At 36.2% G+C, this 16,557-nt stretch carries 13 protein-coding genes and 2 pseudogenes; 1 reads left to right on the forward strand and 14 read right to left on the reverse strand.

What is annotated here, in order from left to right; all coding sequences use genetic code 11:
- Positions 1–111 precede the first annotated feature (111 nt).
- Positions 112–1,125: pseudogene (locus D1839_RS21415) on the forward strand (IS3 family transposase).
- A 118-nt stretch (positions 1,126–1,243) separates the two neighbouring features.
- On the opposite strand, the gene D1839_RS16330 reads toward D1839_RS21415, so the two are convergent.
- The 14 genes and pseudogenes from D1839_RS16330 to arcA all read right to left on the reverse strand — a co-directional run bounded on the left by D1839_RS16330 (position 1,244) and on the right by arcA (position 16,474).
- On the reverse strand, positions 1,244–1,756 hold the full coding sequence (locus D1839_RS16330; RefSeq protein WP_120380908.1) for a hypothetical protein: 513 nt from the start codon (positions 1,754–1,756) through the stop codon (positions 1,244–1,246).
- A 1,098-nt stretch (positions 1,757–2,854) separates the two neighbouring features.
- Positions 2,855–3,115 carry a hypothetical protein gene (locus D1839_RS16335; RefSeq protein ID WP_120380909.1) on the reverse strand — a complete coding sequence of 87 codons (261 nt, stop codon included), beginning with the start codon at positions 3,113–3,115 and terminating at the stop codon, positions 2,855–2,857.
- A gap of 60 nt (positions 3,116–3,175) precedes the next feature.
- Complete coding sequence (locus D1839_RS16340; RefSeq protein ID WP_147358290.1) at positions 3,176–4,588, reverse strand: exo-beta-N-acetylmuramidase NamZ family protein; 1,413 nt, start codon at positions 4,586–4,588, stop codon at positions 3,176–3,178.
- A 143-nt stretch (positions 4,589–4,731) separates the two neighbouring features.
- Complete coding sequence (locus D1839_RS16345) at positions 4,732–5,085, reverse strand: PTS lactose/cellobiose transporter subunit IIA (protein WP_120380911.1); 354 nt, start codon at positions 5,083–5,085, stop codon at positions 4,732–4,734.
- A gap of 315 nt (positions 5,086–5,400) precedes the next feature.
- Positions 5,401–5,562, reverse strand: coding sequence for a hypothetical protein (locus D1839_RS16350; protein WP_158589685.1), 162 nt, complete (start codon positions 5,560–5,562; stop codon positions 5,401–5,403).
- An 11-nt stretch (positions 5,563–5,573) separates the two neighbouring features.
- Complete coding sequence (gene celB / locus D1839_RS16355) at positions 5,574–6,851, reverse strand: PTS cellobiose transporter subunit IIC (RefSeq protein WP_199690307.1); 1,278 nt, start codon at positions 6,849–6,851, stop codon at positions 5,574–5,576.
- 18 nt (positions 6,852–6,869) lie between these two features.
- The gene (locus D1839_RS16360; RefSeq protein WP_120380913.1) at positions 6,870–7,172 is read right to left on the reverse strand and encodes a PTS sugar transporter subunit IIB; all 303 of its coding nucleotides are present in this window, start codon (positions 7,170–7,172) and stop codon (positions 6,870–6,872) included.
- Between the two features lie 14 nt (positions 7,173–7,186).
- Positions 7,187–8,487: pseudogene (locus D1839_RS16365) on the reverse strand (6-phospho-beta-glucosidase).
- Positions 8,488–8,905: 418 nt separating this feature from the next.
- Positions 8,906–10,822, reverse strand: a complete 1,917-nt coding sequence (locus D1839_RS16370; RefSeq protein ID WP_120380914.1) for a BglG family transcription antiterminator — start codon at positions 10,820–10,822, stop codon at positions 8,906–8,908.
- 212 nt (positions 10,823–11,034) lie between these two features.
- Complete coding sequence (locus tag D1839_RS16375) at positions 11,035–11,511, reverse strand: arginine repressor (RefSeq protein WP_120380915.1); 477 nt, start codon at positions 11,509–11,511, stop codon at positions 11,035–11,037.
- An 84-nt stretch (positions 11,512–11,595) separates the two neighbouring features.
- A complete protein-coding gene (gene arcC / locus D1839_RS16380; RefSeq protein WP_120380916.1) occupies positions 11,596–12,540 on the reverse strand; it encodes a carbamate kinase in 945 nt (314 codons plus the stop codon).
- A 19-nt stretch (positions 12,541–12,559) separates the two neighbouring features.
- The gene (gene arcD, locus D1839_RS16385; RefSeq protein WP_120380917.1) at positions 12,560–13,987 is read right to left on the reverse strand and encodes an arginine-ornithine antiporter; all 1,428 of its coding nucleotides are present in this window, start codon (positions 13,985–13,987) and stop codon (positions 12,560–12,562) included.
- Positions 13,988–14,035: 48 nt separating this feature from the next.
- Positions 14,036–15,052, reverse strand: coding sequence for an ornithine carbamoyltransferase (gene argF, locus D1839_RS16390; protein WP_120380918.1), 1,017 nt, complete (start codon positions 15,050–15,052; stop codon positions 14,036–14,038).
- Between the two features lie 192 nt (positions 15,053–15,244).
- Entirely contained in the window at positions 15,245–16,474 is a 1,230-nt protein-coding gene (gene arcA / locus D1839_RS16395; protein ID WP_120380919.1) for an arginine deiminase, read from the reverse strand.
- Positions 16,475–16,557 lie beyond the last annotated feature (83 nt).

Genomic DNA, 16,557 nt, shown 5'->3' on the forward strand with positions numbered 1-16,557 from the left:
CACTTTGTTGAACAAACTTATTTTTATAATAGGAACCATTTTATGTTCTGTTTAGTCTACTTCACCTTAATTTTTTTGTCTAGTCAAGTGTAACCTATCCAAAGTAAATATATGTTAGATGAAAGAATCGAGGCAGTATTACGTGTAATTGAGGGTAGTACGATTGCTAAATCATACTCTGTTGACCGTACTACGATTAACTTATGGGTGCGTAAATATAAAGCAGATGATGTAGATGGTTTAAAGGCAGCGAGGACATGGAAGAAGTACTCCAGCCAACTCAAAAGGGAAGCTGTTGAATTCTATCTAAATGGAGAAGGCAGTCTGAGAATGACTTGTGAGAAGTTTAATATTTCATCTAATTCAGTTTTACGTCAATGGATAAACCGGTATACTAGTGGAAAGAGATAAAATCTACTAGTAAAGGAAGAGAAACCATGACAACGGTAACTTCGGCTATCGTCGGATAACCATAGCGATCAATCGCAAATATAAGAAGCTATATGACGAGAAAAAATTCGACGCTTAATGATTCAAATGAGCTTAAGATCGCATATTTTTCGCTCTAATGGCTATTCCACGAAGACAAGCTATATCCATATGGAAGAAAAAATTTTGAATCGTGAATTTACTGCGGAGAAGCCGAATGAGAAGTGGATAACGGATATCACGCAAATGGTGTATGGCTTTGGTAACAAGGCTTATTTCAGTGCCATTAAGGGGCTTTATGATAGTTCGATTGTCGCCTATCAGGTTGGGCGCTATAACGACAATCCTTTGGTTATGAACACGCTAAAAGAAGCGATAGAGGCAAATCCTGACGCAACCCCTTTAATTCACAGCGATCGTGGTTCACAATACACATCAAAGGAATATCTTTATCTTACGACGGAAGCTGGGATGAAATGCAGTATGTCACGTGTAGGCAATTGTATTGATAACGAACCGATTGAAAGCTTCTTTGGTCATTTTAAATGTGAAAGCTATGACTTAAAGAATTACAAGAACTTTGAGGAGCTAGAAAAAGATATTGATAAGTACATTACATTTTATAATGAGGAACGATAATAAAAGAGATTAAACAGCCTAGCACCATTAGAATACCGGCACCAGGCTGTGGCATAATTTTTTATTTTTTCACTGTCTACTTGACAGGGCGCAGGTCAAAGTATATGAGTTTACTTTGATCTTATATATATTTTTCCCTTACTCTGAGGTCAAATAAAGTTTGAACTCGCTCTTTTTATGCACATTCTTTTAAAATACATATTCCATACTCCTCAAGCTCTCTATGGATCACACGGCTATCCGCTATTCCCTGACAATAGCTATACTCGAGAAAAACTGCATACATACTATTCCATGCTGCTTCTAGCTCGGTAAGCAAGCGCTTTTGTTCCGGTGTGTTTAATTCAGCTTGCAACTGCTTAAAAACCTTTTCGACATGGTCTTCTTCTGATTTTAAGTTTGATTTTTTTAAAGCTTTATTATAAGCAACTTGATGTATTCGCTCGATAAAAATAATGTTGTTAAATGCTTTCCGTAAAATATTGGTTTCAGGCTTATCCGTTTCAGCTTCGTTCATAAACGCATATTCTTCTTTTTCATCGTAAAGAATTTCTTCTGCTTGATTTATATAAAAATTTTCATAGAACCCCTTCCCTTCGTTTACTATCGGCGCCTCAAAAGAAACTGAACACCTCGATAAACAACTTAATCCCATTTTACTTCCCTCCATAATGATTATTGTTTCCATTTAAGTTTGCCCCTACTAATTACCATTTAGATATGTTCATTCTCCTTTTTAGTTCTATCTCTACCAGTCATCCTAATAATGGTTTAGAACAATAAAACTTTCCATTTCACCTCACTATTTTTAAATTTTCTTAAAATTTATTATACATAAATACTAACATATGTTCGGTTTTTTTGCACGTTTGAACTTGTGAAATAATAGTTGTTTAATAATTGTGGGTAAAATAAAGAACAAAGGCGCAGAGCGCCCGTTTAGCAACGTAGCGAATGGAACGAAGCAACTGAGATAAAGGAAGCACGGTAAGATAACGAACCGATGATGACTTATCGTAGGGCGATTCGTGAAGTCGCCTAGTTGCTGGACGCTTGCGCCGGACGTGGCTATTCGGTTATTTCGTTATTGCTAAAAAGTATATAAAGCGAATAGCCCTCCAACAGAATGACCGAACACAATTTGCCATTTTTATAAGAATATTTTGTTTACATTCCATCTATATGATGGAATGAACGTATGATACTAAAAGATAAAGAAAATATGTATATTTATGGATAATAACGTATTTTCATTGCTACAGAAAATACTAATGAAAAATCTAATATCTTCGCATTATATAATGATTTATCAAGCAACTATACATCTCTAACTCTACTCAACTTAATATGCAACAAAGAATATAAATCTGAATAACCGCTTGTAATACCTAGTTCCTTAAAAAATTCAATAAGCTATACTTTATACCTCCTTTTCTACAATTTTCAAACATCCTCGTATATCCTCAAACAAGCTATTGAAAAATATTCAATAAAACAACGTAAATTGTACAATTTGTATAAAAATGTATAGAATAAACACAATAACTTTCAAATAAATTACAGTAACATGAGATTAAAACCCTTTCACTTTCAACATTTAAAAAGTAAAAGCATTCGAATGAAAGACGAAACAGACCACACCCCAATAAGAATACGGTCCGAATCTCTCTAGTAGCCCTACACCTTTACTATCTTTTTATTAAAAAACTCTTCTTCTAAACTAGGTTATTACGTTATCAACAATCTGCTGTAAAAACGTATACCTCGTTCTGTTGCTAAGAATACTTTAATGTTGTATATCCATAACTAACCGAGTCGAATACTCTTGTATTTCATAATTAATGCTTACCTTTTTTAAATGAAAGTCTGCAACCAAGGTTTCATCATCTTGTTTCAAGTACTCAATAAATGATAATACAGGGCTATTGTTAACTTCAATTGTGCCGCCTTCTTGTCTTAACTCCCCACAAATATTGCCATAAGGGATTTGTATTTTTAATACGTTTGTTTCTTCAACTATTTTGTAGTCATCAATCCCTATGTTCAAATCAAATACAATTCTTGTATAGTTGGAATAGACGCCGAATCTAATATCATTTATATATATCTAGGAAACTATTGCTTTTCTGTTGGCTTTGTATTTGCCATAGGTTGCGGTTATTTGAGCATTTCCTTTTTTCACAGCATGAAATGTACTATTTTCCACATAACCAATATCGTTAGAAACAGTCCAATCAATTAAATGAGGATCAATTTCTAATCCTTTCCCATGTTTATCATATCCTTTTACAGCTAATGCAATAGTTTGACCTGGGGAAACTGCCAAATCTAATGGTGAAATTCCCAATATTCCTTTTGGTCTGTATGGTTTAGTTTCAGCTGGAAAGGGCGGATACATTAAATACTTATTTCGAACGTTCTTTATCCACTCATCCAATCCTTCTTTCCATGAGGCAATAATTCTGTCAATCGGCATGTTCTTCTTGATCATCTCAGGGACGTCTGTATTCCCTATTAAATTGGTGTAACTTCCTGTCATCTCAAACTTATCAGGACTCTGGTCTCTCATCGAATCAACTAAATTTAATCCTAAAGCAACAAGATCAACTTTTTCGGGATCATTCAGATGGACTTGTACACCAGTTACCAGCTCACCTTCATATTTTCCAAACATGGGTGTAAAATAAGCCGGCCTAAATTTCACGCCAAGAATACCGCGATTTCCCATTTCTTCTACTAAAGCTTCACTATCAATCCATGGAGCACCAACCAATTCAAACGGTCTAGTGGTACCAAGTCCTGTAGATAATGACGTGTCATCCAATAATTCTGTTCCCGTATATAAATAAGCTGTCTTTTCAGTCGGTATATTTGGAGATGTCATCACCCATGGAAGTCCAGTATCCGAAAAATACATATTTCTCTTCCAACCCTTTAATTTAGCTATTTTCAGGTCTACTCCCATACTATATTCATGGTTCCACATTACAGCCAATTCACCAATTGTCATGCCATGTCTGACAGGAAGCAAAAATCTGCCCATAAAACTAACCGCATCTTTCGAACGTACCGGACCCTCGACCTTTGTACCGCCAATAGGATTTGGTCTATCTAGAACGATCAGCTGCTTATCATGTTCAGCTCCTGCCTCCATGGCAAAACCAAGCGTGTAAATATAGGTATAAACATTGGATCCTATATCCTGAATATCAAATAATAAAACATCTACATCCTCGAGCATTTCTTCCGTAGGTTTCCAAGTAGGTCCATATAAGCTATATACAGGCAAACCCGTTTTTTCATCCAAATACGATTCCACATATTCTCCTGCTTTACGATCCCCGCGTATGCCATGTTCCGGACCATACAATGCTGTTAACTTCACTTCAGGATGGTTATACAATAGATCAATGCTGCTCTCCAAATCACTTGAAATACCTGTATGATTCGTAATCAATCCAACTCGTTTATCCTGAACCCACTTTAAAGGATCATCTAAGAGAACCTCTATACCTGGCATCACTTTTTTATTCCCCCTTATCTTCCATATTTTCCATTAGATATAGTAACTAATGGTGTAAATGCAGAACAAAAAATACCATCATTATTAAGACTTTTTAATGTTCTTACATAAACATCTTTACACTATTTTTCTAGCTTCAACTACCGATTCATCATCCAGGCCATTAAATAGTCTACTTTTTTACTTATCTCACTCTGTTTACAATATATTTCTATCATCTCTTCTACTAGGCTTTTTTCTGATATAACGGACATCAGATGATCCTGTGCATGAATGAGTAAGACAGGTAAATTTTCTAATCCCCTTTGAGTGTCTTCTTGAATAAGTTTAGTCTGTAATTTGTGCGCCTCTAATAACTCATCAGAAACATGTTTCATTGTAGCTTCAATTTGACCAAATTCTGTCTCCCGAGCAAGGTTTAACGCCTCATATAAATGTTTTTTTGCATTACTTGCACGTAAAATGATATTCATGGATACATGTTCAATGTCCATCTGCTATTCCTCCATAATGAATTAATTCTCTAGCCTAATCTTTTTATTAGCTAATACATTATTTCCTTCATTCTTCTACTGATATAGTTACTAGTTTTATATAAACAAGAATCGATAAAGTGAATCTTCAGCCAGTGGGGGTTTTTATTTATCACCCGCTGAGTATTAATTGTCCCATAGTATGACCGAAAGTCCGCTGCAGATTTCATGCATGTGTCTCCTTTCAAAGAATATCCAGAACAATCCGTTAAACTGCTTTGAGATGAAAAAACAGGTCGGCCTGCATCAAATAATAGATGCAAGCCTATTCCCAAATTAGGGTATTTTTACTTCTTCTAAATTATTCCGTAGATTAACCATTGCAGGCGTACTTGATACTACACCATATGGATGAACATAAATGTAATTCCATGTGTTATCCAGGTGTAAACCAAAATCATCTGCATGGGTTATGACTTGTCTTGTATTATCAGCCATAAAAGTACCTTTTAATCTTCCTTCGTAGCGGCTACTGACTCATTTGCCTGTTCTTCTTCCAAGAGTTTTTTATCGTACAAACGAAAAAATGGATAATAAATAAACATGGCTACGATTATATTTATTGTCATTAATACACCACCGCGCCAATCACCTGTGGTTAATATTCCCGAAAATGGTGGCGGAGTAGTCCATGGTACAATAACATACGGTTTTCCTACTAAACCTAGTGACATAGAAAAATAAGTGATCAGCCCTACTGCTAATGGAGCGAGTATAAAAGGGATAAATAATAATGGGTTCATTACAATGGGTGCCCCAAATACAATTGGTTCACTTATATTAAAAAAGCTGGCCCAAATAGATCCTCGCCCCAAACCCTTCAAATGCCTCGAACGCGCCCTCCAAACAAATAATATGGTTAATGCAAGTGCCATCCCCGAACCACCAACTGTTACCCAAATTGCCATAAACGGCTGACCGATAATATATGGTAGTTTTTCACCCGCTTGCTGTGCGGCTACGTTTTGTTCCGTCAAGCTATACCAGATTGGAGCCATTACGCTCGCTACAACTGAAATCCCGTGAATTCCAAAAGACCACAATAAATGGATGAGAATAATGGCAATAATTGCACCCCACAAGCTTGCTCCCATAGCCTCTAAAGGTTGCCTTAATATTGCTGCAACAACCCCATGCAGGGACAAGTCAAAAGCGTTACGCAGTAATAAGTCTACTCCCCAGACAATGAAAATAATGACTGCTCCAGGAATAAGCGCTGTAAATGCACGCCATACAGATGGAGGAACTCCCTCAGGCATACGGATAATCAAATTTCTATTTTCAAAAAAACGAAATACTTCTACTGTAAAAATTGCCAATACAATCGCAATAAATAAACCTTCACTTCCCATTAAATTCAAAGGAATATTTCCATCTTCTGTAAGTGGAGTAGCTACAAAAAAAGTAGCTACACTAAGTACCCCAGCCGATAGCTCATCCATACCATAGCTCTTCGCCAGACTATACGCGATTGAAAAAACTGCAACTAACCCCAACAATCCAAAGGTGGCATTGACAGGAATACTCCATGTAGCTGTATAAGGTTTCATAAATTCGGCCCAAGATTCTACAGGCGGAGATGAAATAATCAGAAAGATACTTCCAATAATTAATAATGGCATGGTTGCAATAATCCCATCTCGAACCGCCTTCAAATGTCGTTGTTCAGCCATTTTTCCAGCAACTGGCATAAAGTAACGTTCCATGAACACATTAAAACGATTCACCATACACCCTCCTCACCGTCATTTTTTTAAATGAAGTGCTTGCTCCAGCACTTCTTCACCATCCGTTGATCCATATGCGCGCATATCAATAATGGCAATTGGAACCTTTTCTTCCGCCGCTTTTTTAAACAGTTCTTGCTTCTTATAGCGAATTTGCGGACCTAAAAGTATAACATCAGAACTTTTTAGCTGTTTATCGATATCATCTGCCGAATGAGCTTCAATTTTCACATCAATCCCTCTACGATCAGCTGCCTTCTTCATTCTTTCCACTAAAAGGCTTGTACTCATTCCCAATGCGCAGAGTAGTGTTATTTTCATGTATGTTTTCCCCCTTAAATATCAAATTGTGGTAAAAACCTCTTATTCACGATAAACATTTCTTCTAAGATAGCTTTTGCCCGTTCTGCAGATGGAACAAGTGGATGCAAAGTTAATGCTTGATGAGCAATATCTTTTTCTCCATCTACAGCTGCCTTCACCGTAAGTTCTTCGTATGCTTTAACATGTTGTAAAAGCCCCCTAATTTGTGGCGATACATCTCCAACTTGTAAAGGAGTAACTTGATGTCGTTCCACTACACAATTTACTTCTATACAGGCATCCTGAGGCAAGCAGCTAATCGTTCCATTATTACGAACATTCAATGTATGGATGTTTTTTTATTCAATTGAATAGACTTAATTAAATTGACATCCGCCTCTGAGTAACATGCACCTCCTCTTTGTTCTAGGGCTTTTGGCTTCTCTTTTAAATCTGGGTTTTGATAAATTTCAAATAAGTCCTGCTCTATTTTGTGGACTTGGTCTGCCCGGGTTTCATTTCGTTCAAACTGTTCCAACTGGTCTTGTAAAATTTGATCGGACTGATAATAATATTTATGATAACCACAAGGTATAGCGCCTAAAGGTTTCAAAAACTCCAAGTCCCAGCCAAATGCAGGAATATTCTTTGCCTCATAACTATCGGACCAACCATTAAAAACGTCTTCTATTTTAGACTCTCCCTTAATGTATAAATCAGTTATCCAAATCAAGTGATTTACACCTATAAAATTGATACTTACATCGTTCATCGAGACATGATAGGTGGCAGCAAATTTTTTATAATAATTGATCGGATTATTACATAAGCCAATCACTTTTACATTGCTATGCTTCAATACCGCCTCTGTTATAACACCAGCAGGATTCGTAAAATTTAACAACCAAGCATTTGGAGCCAGTTGTTCAATATCGTTGCAAATATCGAGAATGACTGGTATCGTTCGTAAAGCTTTCATAAAACCGCCAGCTCCCGTTGTCTCTTGACCTATAACTCCATGTTTAAGAGAAATGTATTCATCATGACGTCGCATAGCAAGTTGTCCAACTCTTATTTGCGTAATAATAAAATCAGAATTTCTTATTGCTTCTTGTCTATCTAAAGTGGCAACAATTCTAATCGAACATTCAGCTTTTTGAACCATTCGTTTGGCTAACCCTTCTATAATAGATAGCTTCCATTGCCCTTCTTCTATATCTACTAACCAAACTTCTGCTACGCGCAAGCGTTCTTGATTGAGAATAATACCTTCAATTAACTCTGGTGTATAGGAAGATCCCCCTCCAATCACTGTTATTTTTATACCATCCATTGATCATCATCCTTTCTCACATTAACTTCAAATCTACTTTCAACTTTTATTTTATTTTGTAACCGCATACATTACGAGATTGTTTTTTTCCGTTACCAACGGTAAAAAGTAAAACACAAGCTTCATAACATATTATTCATTGTCTAGTGAATAAAAAGCGATAGTTTCTATTTTTCTAACGCTCGCAACTAGTTTAAGCGAAACTTCAGTTAGGAGAATTTTTTTTCTAACCTTCTTAACTAAACGTTTGAAGGGATAATCGGGCAGTTAAGCAGCTGTTATTTCTTACTTTAACGTATTTGTTCCGCCTTTTAATTCGATGTGGAAGAAATAACAAAACAGAGACTATATTAAAACTTATTAAACGCGAAAGGAGCAAAAGAATAGCTACCAAATCTTTTGCTCCCATTTTTGGACCTCATCTTTTTAACGTCTCTTTTATTTGCGCATATGTCTTACATTCTAGTATGTGAAAAACTTTTTGTTTATCATCCATTAATTGAACAAGAGATTGAAACATAGGCTGTAGGTCTTCTTTCTTGTCCTTGTTAACATTTAGTAATATTACTAACTGAACTATCTGGTCTCCCCAATGAATGGGTTTTTCTAACGTAAGTAGCGATAAGAATGTAGCATTTGTTCCCGGTTGTAGCGGATGAGGTACAGCTACTAAATTACCAAAGCTTGTAGGTGCATGCTGCTCTCTTTCTAATACAGATTGTGTATAACTTGTATCCGCTTGCCCTTTTTCTATTAAATGACTTGTTAAAAAACAAATCGCTGATTCTGGTGTCTGAAAGTTATATTGTAAAAAGGTATATTCTGGGGAAATATATTCGTTTATGTCTGTATTTTTATAATCTAGCATTTGTTCAATTTTTGAAACATCTATACTACCAAGAATAGCACTTATGTGTATAACTGGTACTGGAAGCTTATTTTTAATTGGAATTGTACTAATTACAAAGTCCAAATTCTCCAGCTTATGTTGAGTTAAGTTGTAATACTCCGTTGTTCCAACAATATCAAGCTTCTTACCAAAAATATTCGTTAGCTTATGTAAAAGTAGCTGTGAACTTCCTAAACCTGTAGCACAAACGATTAAACATCGTTTCTTTTCACTGACAGAGCCCTTTGCTTTCTCTAAAGCTGCTTCGATATGAAGAGCAATGTAGCCGACTTCACATTCGTTGAATTGAATAGCAAATCGATCATTTATTATATTTGCTCCAAACAGTGCTACTTCAAATGAAAGAGGGTAGTTCATTTTAATTTCTTCTAACATTGGATTACGGATGTTCATCTGGTAGTGCCATCGGCTAATAGCAGGTTTTAAGTGCAGACATAGGTTTCTCAAAAACTCTTTGTCTTCCGTTAAATTTAAACCATACTCTTTATCAACTAGCTGTATAACTTCCTTTGCAAGGTGGTAAATCTCCTTATCCACAACAGTCCGAAGATCTAAGGAGTTATCTAAAGTAGAAGTCAACTTCGTCCCTTTTAAGTGAATAGTTAGATAAGCTATTTCTGTTTTTGGAAAAACGACTTCCAAACTGTGTTCAATTTCCGTTATTATGGTTGCTGCAACGTCATATTCTTTTTTACCTTTTATTATGTGAAAGTCTTTTTGCACAAATTCTACTGTTTTATTTTCTAGTATCCGCCTATAAGCGATAGCAAGATGAATGATTAAATTTTCTAAACTTACGTCAGAAATCGCGATGTTATTTTTTCTTATGTTTTTAAGAATAGAATTCCTAATTAAATTCAGCTCTTGCGGCATCAAAATATTCACCCATTGTTCCCTTATGAGCAATGGCTGTTGATTAAAAATATATTCCGAAATACAAAAGCGAATCAATATTTCTTCTCCAGACACTTTCATTCCATAATTGGGTTTGTGTTCAATTGATAAACCATAATGCTGTAAAATTTCACGAACAATTTTCAAATCACTTTGTAAAGTAGATCTACTGATGAATAATTCTGCAAGTAAATCTTCTATTTTTATATATTCCGTACACAGTAATAACTTTTCTATTATGTAGTTGATCCTTTCCCCTGATTCAACTGGAATCATAGAATAAGCTTTATTTGCATAATCATGGAACAATTGATTAATATCTTCTCTGTTTTTCACCTTTAAAACATATCCCCTACCACGAACGGGCTCAATATAAATATTGTAATCCTGTAACAGTGAATTCAATCCCTTTATGTTCGTTCTTATCGTCTTCGAACTTACATTGATTTCAGCAGCAAGTTGAGCACTTGTTAAGAATTCATCTTCTGCACTATCAAGCAACTTTATTATGGCATACTGTCGAGAATTCATAAGCCCACCTCAATCATATATAATATAGATCTTTAATGTTAATTATAACATGTACAAATATGAAGATTTGTATATACATTCACAATTAAATTTTAACGTATATACAACAAAAAATGAGTGCATATAAAAGTTATTAAGAAATGAGACAGTGCTATTAAAAAATTACGAACTCTACAAAACCTTAGCATTGATCGGTTCTTTCGAGTATGCGTTTAAGTTGTATTTTTATTCCAGATAGTCATACACTTCTTTTTTACTTCATCTGCTTCCGATTTAGTTCGACACAGTAATAAACAGTTGTCATCGCCACTAATGACGCCTACTACCGATTTCCAATTCAAAGATTCCATCAAATAACCGATTGGTTTTGCATTCCCAGGTTCTGTCTTAATAATGACAAAGACTCCCGTTACTTCAATGGATTGAATAGCCTCAGAGTAAAACTGTTGTAGCTGTTTAATCGGGAGGTCGGGATTTTCCACCTTTACATGATTGGATAAACTGTACCTTTCTACTCCATCTGGTGAATATTCTTTTCTTATTTGCATCTCTTGGATATCTCTAGAAATAGTTGTTGGGGTAACGTTATACCCGCAATCCTTTAATAATTTCCATAAATCTTTTTGGGTACGGACTTCATTTATCCGTAGAAGTTCACGAATTTTTTCTTGGCGGTCCTGTTTACTCATAAAGAATTCCTCCCGGTCCAAATAAAAGAAGAATCCATTTTTGAAAACATGAACCCTCCTTATTAAATGCAAGACTCCTTATATTTAATGATTTTTAATCACTGTTCCTGCATTTTCGTTAACAGCCTCCACAGCTTTATCCAAGGAAGTAATAATACATTTTCTACCAGGTTTCGATTCTACAAATGCAATTGCAGCCTCTACTTTTGGCAACATACTTCCAGCAGAAAATTGACCTTCTTCTGCGTAATTTCTTAATTCTTCTGTAGTCACCTGTTCTAGTGCTTTTTGGTTAGCCGCTTGATAATTAACATATACGTGTTCTACCTCAGTTAAAATAACAAGCTTGTCTGCTTGGATAAGCTCAGCTAGTTTTTCAGAGGCAAAATCTTTATCAATCACAGCTTCTACGCCCAAAATTTTGTTATCCTGTCGATAAACTGGAATTCCACCGCCACCAGTACTGACTACTACCATTCCCTTATCTACTAATGATTTAATAACTTCATGTTCCAGAATTTTTACCGGCTTCGGTGATGGGACAACTCTTCTCCAACCTCTTCCAGCATCTTCCTTGAATGTAACACCGTTTTTCTCCATTTGTTCTTTTGCTTCCTTTTCCGAATAGAAAGGACCGATTGGCTTTGATGGATTATTAAAAGCTTTATCATCTGGGTTAACTTCTACCCTAGTTATAATTGAAGCAACTTGCTTATCTAAGCTTTCCTTATGCAGTTGATCATTGATCGCATTTTCCAACCAATAACCAATCATTCCTTGACTCATCGCTCCACATGTATCTAAAGGCATAGCAGGGGTTTGTTCACTATGCGATTGAATTTGCTGTAATAAAATATTACCAACTTGAGGACCGTTCCCGTGCGTAATAGCTACTTGATATCCTTGTTTAATAATTTCAATCAATTGTTTTGCCGTATGGTTTAATGCTTGCTGTTGTGCTTCGTCTGTAGCACTACCAGATTGGATCGCATTTCCCCCTAGAGCAATAACTATTCGTTCATTTCCCATTCTTTCGCTTCCTTTCTTGTTAAATGGTTATCCTTCCAGTAATTAGCCCACCTATAGCAGTTACTGCTAAGACAACAAACAAAACCATTAGCGCTTTTTCTATAGCGGTATCCTTTCTTTGAATATCGTTTTCTTTTAATGCCCATTTATAAAGGATAATCCCGGGCGCATATAACAGCATGGTTAAGAGCAGATAATCAATACCGGCTGCATATACAAGCCATATTGCATAAATGCTGGCAATAAGACCGATTACTTTTTCCTTCGTACGCTTCTCTCCTGATTGATACGCTTCTCCTGTCATGGTTAGTTTCACTTGATATAGCGCAGAGAGCAGATACGGAATTAAAATAGCTGAGGATGCTAAAGAAAACATAAAGTTATATGCGGCCTCTGAAAATAATAACGTAATTAGAAATAACTGGATCAACCCATTGGTTAAATATAATGAGTTAACTGGAGCCTTATTCTTATTCTCTTTCGCTAACCATTTTGGAAACACCTTATCTTTTGCTGTGACATAAGGTAACTCTGCAGCAAACATCGTCCAGCCAAGCCATGCTCCTAAAACCGAGATGATCAGACCAAAGTTAATAACGATCGCTCCCCATTTCCCGACAATTGCTTCCAATACATAGGCCATCGCAGGATTCGGCAGATCAGCCAATTCCTCTCTTGACATGATTCCTAGAGATAATAAAGAGATTAAAATATAAATTAGAAGCACACTAACTAAGCCTATAATTGTAGCTTTCCCGACATCAGAACGATTTTTAGCTCTTCCCGACATAACTACCGCGCCTTCAATACCAATGAATACCCATAAAGTGACTAGCATCATACTTCTAACTTGTTCACCAACAGATGCCCAAGTAAAACCTTCTCCTCCCCAAAAATCAAATGTAAAGGTATCCCATTTGAACGCAATGATCGCTACAATAATAAACAGGAAAATCGGAATGACTTTTGCAATCGTTGCTACTGTGTTAATAAGTGCAGCAGAATTGACTCCACGTAACACAAGGTAATGAACCAACCATAAGACGACAGATGCCCCAATAATACTAGCGACATTTTGCCCCCCTTCAAAAACGGGGATGAAGTAGCCAATGGATGAAAATACTAATGTAGCATAAGCAACATTTCCTAAAAATGCAGATAACCAATAGCCCCACGCACTATTAAATCCTAAAAATGTTCCAAATCCGGCCTTAGCATAGCTATATATACCGCTATCCAACTCAGGTTTTCTGCTCGTTAAATTTTGAAACACAAAGGCAAGCGCAATAATCCCAATTCCTGTAATTATCCAACCGATAATGGCAGCTCCGGCATTTGACCCAAGTGCAATATCACCCGCTAAGTTAAACGCTCCTCCACCAACCATGGAACCGACAACAAGAGCGATCAGTGCGACTAAACCCAGTTTTTTTTCTTCTTCACCCAATTTTCATACACCTCCTTTTGATAAAGCAGGGGGTAAGCCCTTCCATAATTAGCTGTTTACACTGCCATTGGTTGCTGCCATCACCGCTTTAATTGTATGCAACCGATTTTCTGCCTCATCAAAGACAAATGAGTTGTCACTTTGAAAAACTTCATCCGTAACTTCCATTTCTTTAAGACCAAACTTTTCATAAACATCTCGTCCTACTTCTGTCTCTAAATCATGAAAGCTTGGCAGACAATGGAGAAACATGACATCTTTATTACCTGTTTTCTCAAGCATTTCTTTATTAACTTGGTATGGATAAAGTAAATCAATTCGTTCTTTAAATTTATCCTCTTCTCCCATAGAAACCCAAACATCTGTATAGATCACTTCTGCTCCGGAAACGGCTTCATCAATATCAGCAGTAATCGTAATTTTTGCGCCAGAATCTTTAGCCACTTCCTCCGCATAATTGACTACATCTTGATCAGGGAATAATACTTCTGGAGAACAAATACGAATATCCATTCCTACTTTTGCCCCACCGATTAGTAAGCTGTTGCCCATATTATTTCGTCCATCCCCAACATAAACGAACTTAACCCCTTTTAAATGTCCAATATGTTCTTTAACAGTTAAAAAGTCAGCAAGAATTTGGGTCGGATGAAATTCATTCGTTAACCCGTTCCAAACTGGTACACCTGAATGTTTAGCTAAACCATCTACAGTTTCCTGATCAAATCCACGGAATTCAATACCATCAAACATTCTCCCCAATACAATTGCCGTATCACGAACGGACTCTTTCTTACCGAACTGAATGTCATTTTTTCCGAGATACTCTGGATGCGCTCCTAAATCAATACAAGCAACAGTGAAAGCACATCGCGTTCTAGTTGACGGTTTTTCAAATAACAAGGCAATATTCTGCCCTTTCATATAGTGATGGGGAATGCCTGCCTTTTTCTTTTCTTTTAAGTCGGCAGCTAAATCAAGCAAATAATTTATTTCGTCTTCTGTAAAATCTTTTAACGTCAAAAAATGTCTGCCTGTTAATTGATTCGTTAGTTTTTTTCCCATTTCCTTCCTCCTAAAATTTATTTTTCATTAGAATAAGGGAATATTGATTTGCTCATAGTTTTATATTTAAAAAACGATCTAGGTGGCTTCCTTGTGGCAGTTGCGTGATTTTTTAAATAGGTCAGTGTATGCCATGTGTACTGAGACTATAAAGTCACTTGACGCACATTATTGTCAGCCTTTGGAATATCCTTATATATCTTTTCTTGACAATGGCATACTCATACAGCGAGGACCGCCACGACCTCTGGATAATTCGGAGCTAATGACTTCAATTACTTCAATACCATGTTCACGAAGTATTTTATTGGACACATAGTTGCGGTCATATGTGACAACAACGCCAGGAGCGATTGCTAATGTGTTAGACCCATCATTCCATTGTTCTCTAGGTGCAGCAATAACATCTCCACCTCCACATGGGATTAAAGCTACATCCTTTAACCCTAATACTTCTTTTAGTGTTTCCAACAAATTCGTTTTATGCGTAATTTTTACGGTATCTTCTTCTTTTCCTTTTTCCAGAATATAGATGTCCATTTGTCCGTCTTTATTCTGTATTTCTGGATGGATGGTGAACTTATCGAAATCAACCATTGTAAATACAGTATCTAAATGCATAAACGCTCTTGATTTTGGAATTTCCACAGCAACAACACGTTTTATTTCTGCCTGTCGTTTAAAAATACTAATCGCGAGTTGCTCTATTGCCTTTGCTGCTGTCCTTGCACTTATTCCTACTGCAATTGTATCTTTACTTAAAACCAACTCATCGCCACCTTCTATCGGACACGGATAATCTCGATCTAACCAAACCGGTATATCAGACTCCGCATATCTTGGATGATGTCGGATGATATAACTCATAAATAGAGATTCTCGCTTCCTGGCAACTTCCCTCATTGGATTAATGGTTAACCCAGTCCCTATGGTTGCTGCTGGATCACGAGTGAAATAAAGGTTAGGCATTGGATCTAAATAAAATGGATAATGATTATCTAACATTTCATAAAGATGCTTCTTTTTCTCCAACGGTATTTCTGATTTTCTTACACCTGCCATCACTTTCTTTACCATCTCTTCTGTATCAAAGGACAGCAAAAAGTCAGCTATCTTTTGAGAACTTGCACCTTGGATATTGGATTCCTTTAATATATCCATCACAAATTGATTTTTTAACTTTTCTGTATGAAGCGCTTCGGTCATTAAATTCGATAAATATAATACTTCAATTCCTCTATTTCGTAACGTCGAGGCAAAATAATCATGCTCTCTTTGAATCATTGGTAAATGTGGAATATCGTCGAATAACAAATGTCCTAAATAATCAGGGGTTAAATTCTCTACTTCTTTACCTGGACGGTGCAACAGCACGGATTGTAGCTCGCCAATTTCCGACTTAATATATAATGGTTGCTTCACTTAAATACCTCCTCCTGTTATAAAAAAACTATTTTCCATTACGAATTTCTAAACTTCATTGTTCTTATTGGTGTTAGTATAAA

It is taken from the genome of Roseburia sp. 1XD42-34 (assembly GCF_009917385.1).
Classification (GTDB): Bacteria; Bacillota; Bacilli; order Bacillales; family Amphibacillaceae; genus Virgibacillus.

What these genes read in the sequence shown, in the direction of transcription:
- D1839_RS16330 (WP_120380908.1), bottom strand. Translation starts at nt 1,756, where the DNA reads ATGGAAACAATAATCATTATGGAGGGAAGTAAAATGGGATTAAGTTGT.
- D1839_RS16340 (WP_147358290.1), bottom strand. Translation starts at nt 4,588, where the DNA reads ATGCCAGGTATAGAGGTTCTCTTAGATGATCCTTTAAAGTGGGTTCAG.
- D1839_RS16345 (WP_120380911.1), bottom strand. Translation starts at nt 5,085, where the DNA reads ATGGACATTGAACATGTATCCATGAATATCATTTTACGTGCAAGTAAT.
- D1839_RS16350 (WP_158589685.1), bottom strand. Translation starts at nt 5,562, where the DNA reads ATGGCTGATAATACAAGACAAGTCATAACCCATGCAGATGATTTTGGT.
- D1839_RS16360 (WP_120380913.1), bottom strand. Translation starts at nt 7,172, where the DNA reads ATGAAAATAACACTACTCTGCGCATTGGGAATGAGTACAAGCCTTTTA.
- D1839_RS16370 (WP_120380914.1), bottom strand. Translation starts at nt 10,822, where the DNA reads ATGAATTCTCGACAGTATGCCATAATAAAGTTGCTTGATAGTGCAGAA.
- D1839_RS16375 (WP_120380915.1), bottom strand. Translation starts at nt 11,511, where the DNA reads ATGAGTAAACAGGACCGCCAAGAAAAAATTCGTGAACTTCTACGGATA.
- arcC (WP_120380916.1), bottom strand. Translation starts at nt 12,540, where the DNA reads ATGGGAAATGAACGAATAGTTATTGCTCTAGGGGGAAATGCGATCCAA.
- argF (WP_120380918.1), bottom strand. Translation starts at nt 15,052, where the DNA reads ATGGGAAAAAAACTAACGAATCAATTAACAGGCAGACATTTTTTGACG.